The organism is Streptomyces sp. NRRL WC-3549 (assembly GCF_000721935.1).
In the GTDB taxonomy this organism is placed as follows: domain Bacteria; phylum Actinomycetota; class Actinomycetes; order Streptomycetales; family Streptomycetaceae; genus Streptomyces.
The window spans coordinates 18115-23501 of record NZ_KL585391.1; the positions used below are offsets into that span (position 1 = coordinate 18115).

Genomic DNA, 5387 nt, shown 5'->3' on the forward strand with positions numbered 1-5387 from the left:
CCTTGGGCGCCGCGGTCGCTGTGATGAATGAGTTCCGAGCCCTTCCTGATACCTCGCCGCCACAAGGCCATCTCCAGTGCGTCGAGCGGGAGATCGGTGCGCATGTGGGTGGCGAGCTGCCATCCGACGATCATCCGGGAGTACACGTCCAGGACGAAGGCGACGTAGACCCATCCCGACCAGGTGCGGATGTAGGTCAGGTCCGCGACCCGGAGCTGATTCGGGCGGTTGGCCCTGAAGTGCCGGTTGACCAGGTCGGGTGGTCTCGGGGCGGACGGTTCGGGGATCGTGGTGCGGCGGCGTTGCCCGCGGATGACGCCTTCCAGGCCGTCCTCGCGCATCAGCCGCTCGACGGTGCAGCGGGCTGCCGCGATGCCTTCGCGCCGCAGCTGTCGGTGGATGCGTCGGGCTCCGTAGGTCTCGCCGGAGCCGTTGTGGATGCGGCGGATCTCCTCGACGAGGTGGTCGTCGCGCTGCCGGCGTGCGGACTTCGGACGCCGGCGGCGAGCGTTGTAGGCAGAGGCTGACAGGTTCAGTTCCCGGCAGACGGGCTCGACCCCGAAGTCATCGCGGAGGTGGTTGATCACCGCGTCGGCCTCGTGCGGGGCTGGTCGAGCTCCTTTGCGAAAAACACGCTGGCGGCCTTCAGGATCTCGTTCGCCCTTCGCAACTCTGCTGCTTCTTTGCGGAGTTGTACGAGCTCGGCTCGCTCGGCGGAGGTGAGCAGGTCGGGCCGGCTGCCGTGGTCGGCCTCGGCCTGGCGGACCCACAGGCGCAAGGCTTCCTTGTGGACCCCGAGATCTCGGGCCACGTGGGCGACCGGACGGCCAGAGTTCTGTACTTCACGGACGGCTCGCTCGCGGAGCTCGTCGGGATACTTCCGGGGTGCAGGCATCAGACCTGTGCTTCCCATCTGCCGGATCAATCATGCCCGGCTTCAGGGCCGCTACGAAACCCGGTTCAGCTCAGCTGATCGGTGGCTCGTCCGCAAGGAAGCGGAGATCCTCGACGGCCGGTGGAAGAACCCGGACGACAAGGTCCTATTCGGGGTCTACGCCGACGCCTGGTTCGGAGAGCGCGACTACGCGGCGACCACCCGCGAACGCAACGGCAGCGCGCTACGCCTCCACATCCTGCCTACCTTCGCGAACGTGGTCCTGAGCGAGATCACCACACCGCAGATCCGCCGCTGGCGCGCCGGCCTCCTGGAGTCCGGCGTCGGTGAGGCGACAGTCGCCAAGGCGTATCAAATCCTACGCGCCATCATGAACACCGCGGTCGACGACGAGGTGATCCAGCGCAACCCCTGCCGTATCAAGGGCGCTGGGGCGGCCAAGACAGCAGAGCGGCCTTTCCTCGATGTCACTGAGGTCTTCCAGCTCGCCGACGCCGTGCCGGCGCGCTTCCGGGTGTTCATCCTCCTGGCGGCCTTCACCGGCCTCCGCTTCGGGGAGCTCGCTGCGCTCCAGCGCCATGACGTCGACCTCGAACGGCGGACAGTCGCCGTACGGCGTGCCCTGGCCGAGACCCGCTCGGACGGCATCCTGGTCAAGGCGCCCAAGAGCGCGGCAGGCGTGCGGACCGTCGCCTTCCCCGCCTCGCTGACGGAGAGCCTGGCTGCGCACCTCGCGGCCTACGCCGAGCCGGGTCGAACCGGGCTGCTCTTCACGGGAGCGAGGGGCGGACAGCTTCGCCGGAACAACTTCCGCCGCCTGTGGCTGCGGGCCCTGGAGACGACCGGCCTGGAAGACGTCCACTTCCACGATCTGCGCCATACCGGGAACACCCTCGCCGCGACCGGCAGTGCGACCACGCGTGAGCTGATGCAGCGGATGGGCCACTCGTCGGTACGTGCCGCGCTGATCTACCAACACCTGGTGAACGGCCGTGACCACGCGATCGCCGCCCACGTCGACGAGCAGATCAGAAAGGCCCGGCCGGCAGAGCCCGACGACGCATCTCGCACGTGACTGGCACGACGCCTCTCCCCCGCCCTCGCGGCTGAGGAACGAACAAGGCCCAGGCTCCCGGTTCTGTACCGGTGACCTGGGCCTTTGTCGTGCTTACTGCTGGTGGGCGCGGACGGTTTCGAACCGCCGACATCTGCTTTGTAAGAGCAGCGCTCTACCCCTGAGCTACGCACCCGTGGATGAGCCAACAGGTTACATGGCCTGGGCCCCGCAGCGGCAATCGGTAGTCCCGGCGCTCCCGCCCCGCCCCACGCTCCCGTGCCGCCCCGCCGGACAGGGGGCGTGGGGCGCGTCGAGGCGGCGCGTGGCGTGGGGGCCGCGCCCCGGTCGGGGCGTACGCGCGGTGCCGCGCTCCCTGTGTGCGGGGGATATCCCCACCCCCGGGACGGTAGCCGTCCGGATCGTCGCGGGGTGGTGCGGCTGAATACCGTAGGGCCATACCGGCAGCGCTTCCCAGGGGGACTTGATCATCATGACCATCCGTACCGGCACCAAGACGGCACTCATGGCCACCGGCGGCACCGTGCTCCTCGTCGCCGCTCTCAGTGGCTGCGGCGGCGCGGACGTGGAGGACGCGCCTGTGGAGAACAAGTCGTTCGCGTACAGCGGCACGTCCCTCACCATCGACGCGGAGAACTCCGTCGTGGACGTCGTGCCCGCCGACGTGAAGGAGATCGAGGTGACCCGCCAGGTCGACGGGTGGGCCCTGCTCGGCAGCGGTCCGAAGCCGTCCTGGAAGCTGGAGGGCGACAAGCTGACGTTCCGGGTGAAGTGCCGGGCGCTGATCAGCAACTGCGAGTCCCGACACCAGGTGAAGGTGCCCCGGGGGCTCGAACTGACCGTGGACGCCGACAACGGTCAGATCACCGCGACGGGCTTCGACACCCGGCTCTCGGTCTCCTCCGACAACGGTGGCGTCACCGTACGGGACTGCAGCGGGCCGCTGGACCTGAAGAGCGACAACGGGGCCGTCCGGGCCGAGCGGTACACGGGGACGTCCGTGACCGCACGGGCGGACAACGGGTCGGTCAAGCTCGGGTTCACGAAGGTGCCGGATCTGGTGGACGTCGTCAGTGACAACGGGAGCATCACCGTCGACCTGCCGGCCGGGGGCCAGGAGTACGCCGTGTCCGCCTCGGCCGACAACGGGGACGTCTCCGTGGACGTCCCCCGCAGCGACAAGAGCCCCCACGTCGTGAAGGCGAGCAGCGACAACGGGCAAGTCACCGTGCGAAGGGCGAACTAACCGGCCCCCCTGTTCGTCCTTACTGGTGCGAGAATGAACCGGGCAGGGCGAATCGGCACGGGAGAGGGATGTGACGGCGACGCACGCGCGGCCGCAGGTGCGGGAGAGAGGCGGCAGGGCCGTCCGGGACGTCCTGGCGCTGATGCTGCTGCCGGTGCCCCTGGTCGCCGCCGCCCTGCCGGGCGCCTTCGCCGGCGGGGGGACCCGGCGTTGGTTCGGCGGGCGCGGGGAGAGCCAGCGCGCCGACGCCCAGGCGGCGAAGGACGCCGCCGCCGCGGCGTTCTACGAGCTGGACACGGCCCAGCGGGACCTGAGGATCTCCATCGAGACGATCACCGCGGTGGACAGTTCGCCCCGGGCCCGCAAGGCGGTGGACGACTTCGCCGCGCTGGGGCGCCGGATCGACGAGGCGAGCCATACCTACATCACCGCCGTCGACGAGCACGACCTCGACCGTGACGACCTGGAGCAGTCGGTCGCCGCCGCCGCGAAGACGCAGCTGACCCGGGCCAAGGACGACCTGGTGCGGGTCAAGGGCGAGCTGGACCGCTTCGCCCAGGGGCTCGGGCCGCTCCTGGGCAGCGCCGAGACGCAGCTGGCCCGGCTCGCCCCCGCGGTGGAGCGGGCCCGCCAGGCCCTGCTCGGGGCGAGCAACGCCCTGGACGCGGTCCGGGCCTCCGGGCTGCGCGCCGACGACCTCGCGGCGCGACTGGCCGCACTCGCCCCGGAGCTGACCAAGCTGAACCAGGGCGCCGGCCGGCACGGCGTGCCCGAGACCTGTCTCTTATACACATCGACCGCCGGCTGGTGTCCCTGCGGACCCGGGCGCAGGCGCTGACGACGCGCACCGGGCAGGTCGAGCCCGTCCTGAGCGAGCTGCGGCGACGTTACTCGGCGGCCTGCTGGCAGGACCTCCAGCCCGTCCCCGAGCAGGCGGCGGCCAACGTGCGGCAGGCCGAGGAGAAGCTCACGGAGGCCGCCCAGGCGCGGTCCGAGCAGCGCTGGGCCGACGCCACCGCCCGGCTCAGCACCGTCCGGGCCCTGCTGAACGCCACGGACGACGCCGTGTCCGCCGCCGGTGACCGTTTGCAGCGCCTGAACGCCGTGGCGAAGGACCCGCAGGCGGAGATCGAGCGCACCCGGTTCGCGATCCGGGACGCCCAGCGGCTCGCCATGACCGGGCGCCACACCCCGGACCCCCGTCACGCCCGTCCCCTGGACGACGCGGTGGCCCGGTTGGAGCGGGCGATCGGTGGTCTGGAGGGCCGCCACCCCGACTACTGGCACTTCCTGACCGAGACGGAGGCCGTGCGGCAGACGGCGACCCGGGTGGTCTCCGCGATCCGCGAGGAGCTGGGCGGCGGCACCCCCTGAGCCACCTCGGCCCGCGCCGACCCACCTCGGCCCGCGCCGACCGCCTCGGCCCGTCGATGCAAACGGAAGGCGGAAGACCGGGCCCGGCCTGGCCGGGTCGGGCCGGCCCGGGCCGGAACTTGTCCCTCGCCGTCCCCGGGTCGAAGCTGGGAGTACGTACACACGGCGCCACGTACACGCGTCGGCCGCACACGCACCGGGTCTCCGCCGGAAGGTGCAGGCCGCGGCCGTACGCGGTCGAAGGAGGCCGCCATGGCCACGCACCTCGCCCCGCGTCCCCACCGGCGACGCACCGGCTCCCAGAATCCCGGCCCCCAGAACCCCGGGCCCCACACCGCGGACGCAGCCGGCTCCCCCGCGCCGAGCCCCACAGGACGGTGGCGGCGCAGAGCGATCCGGTTCGACGAGCAGTTGCCGGTCGACCACCGGCTCGGCCAGGTCTACCGGATCGGGGCCGGGCTGATGGGGCTGGTGCTCGTCGCCTTCGGCATCCTGGGGCTGATCGACCGCATCGGCTTCTTCGACACCGGCGGCGACACCGTGGCCGGGCTGAACACCAACGGCACGCTCAGTGTGCTGTCGATCTGCATCGGGCTGCTGCTCTTCGGCGGCATGGTGATCGGCGGCAACGTCGCCTCGACCCTGAACATGGCGCTCGGCATCGCGTTCGTCGTCAGCGGCTTCGTGAATCTGGCGCTGCTCGGCACCGGCATGAACTTTCTCGCCTTCCACATGCAGAACGTGATCTTCAGCTTCGCCGTGGGACTGCTGCTCATGACGTTCGGCATGTACGGCAG

Annotated in this window: 5 protein-coding genes, 1 tRNA gene and 1 pseudogene; 4 read left to right on the forward strand and 3 right to left on the reverse strand. The window is 70.8% G+C overall.

Going from position 1 to position 5387, the window contains the following annotated elements:
- Both IH13_RS42135 and IH13_RS42140 read right to left on the reverse strand, forming a co-directional pair.
- Positions 1-587: IS3 family transposase (locus IH13_RS42135; protein WP_037841015.1), on the reverse strand; the 587-nt coding region annotated here is incomplete at its 3' end.
- Positions 584-913, reverse strand: coding sequence for a transposase (locus IH13_RS42140; protein WP_110084984.1), 330 nt, complete (start codon positions 911-913; stop codon positions 584-586). The genes IH13_RS42140 and IH13_RS42135, both read right to left, overlap by 4 nt.
- Here IH13_RS42140 and IH13_RS0108565 point away from each other — a divergent pair.
- The gene (locus tag IH13_RS0108565; protein WP_051835803.1) at positions 903-1970 is read left to right on the forward strand and encodes a tyrosine-type recombinase/integrase; all 1068 of its coding nucleotides are present in this window, start codon (positions 903-905) and stop codon (positions 1968-1970) included. The two genes, IH13_RS42140 and IH13_RS0108565, sit on opposite strands and share 11 nt — an antisense overlap.
- A gap of 100 nt (positions 1971-2070) precedes the next feature.
- Here IH13_RS0108565 and IH13_RS0108570 read toward each other — a convergent pair.
- Positions 2071-2145 (reverse strand) — tRNA-Val (locus IH13_RS0108570).
- 297 nt (positions 2146-2442) lie between these two features.
- Here IH13_RS0108570 and IH13_RS0108575 point away from each other — a divergent pair.
- The 3 genes and pseudogenes from IH13_RS0108575 to IH13_RS0108585 all read left to right on the forward strand — a co-directional run.
- Positions 2443-3216 carry a DUF4097 family beta strand repeat-containing protein gene (locus IH13_RS0108575; protein ID WP_031082537.1) on the forward strand — a complete coding sequence of 258 codons (774 nt, stop codon included), beginning with the start codon at positions 2443-2445 and terminating at the stop codon, positions 3214-3216.
- A 70-nt stretch (positions 3217-3286) separates the two neighbouring features.
- A pseudogene (locus IH13_RS37000) lies at positions 3287-4590 on the forward strand (hypothetical protein).
- Between the two features lie 252 nt (positions 4591-4842).
- Positions 4843-5387, forward strand: a 545-nt coding sequence (locus tag IH13_RS0108585; protein ID WP_031082539.1) for a DUF4383 domain-containing protein, incomplete at its 3' end; no start/stop codon positions are given.

Bases quoted from the DNA above. Each gene is read 5' to 3' on its own strand.
- IH13_RS0108575 (WP_031082537.1), top strand. From the start codon at position 2,443: ATGACCATCCGTACCGGCACCAAGACGGCACTCATGGCCACCGGCGGC.
- IH13_RS42140 (WP_110084984.1), bottom strand. From the start codon at position 913: ATGGGAAGCACAGGTCTGATGCCTGCACCCCGGAAGTATCCCGACGAG.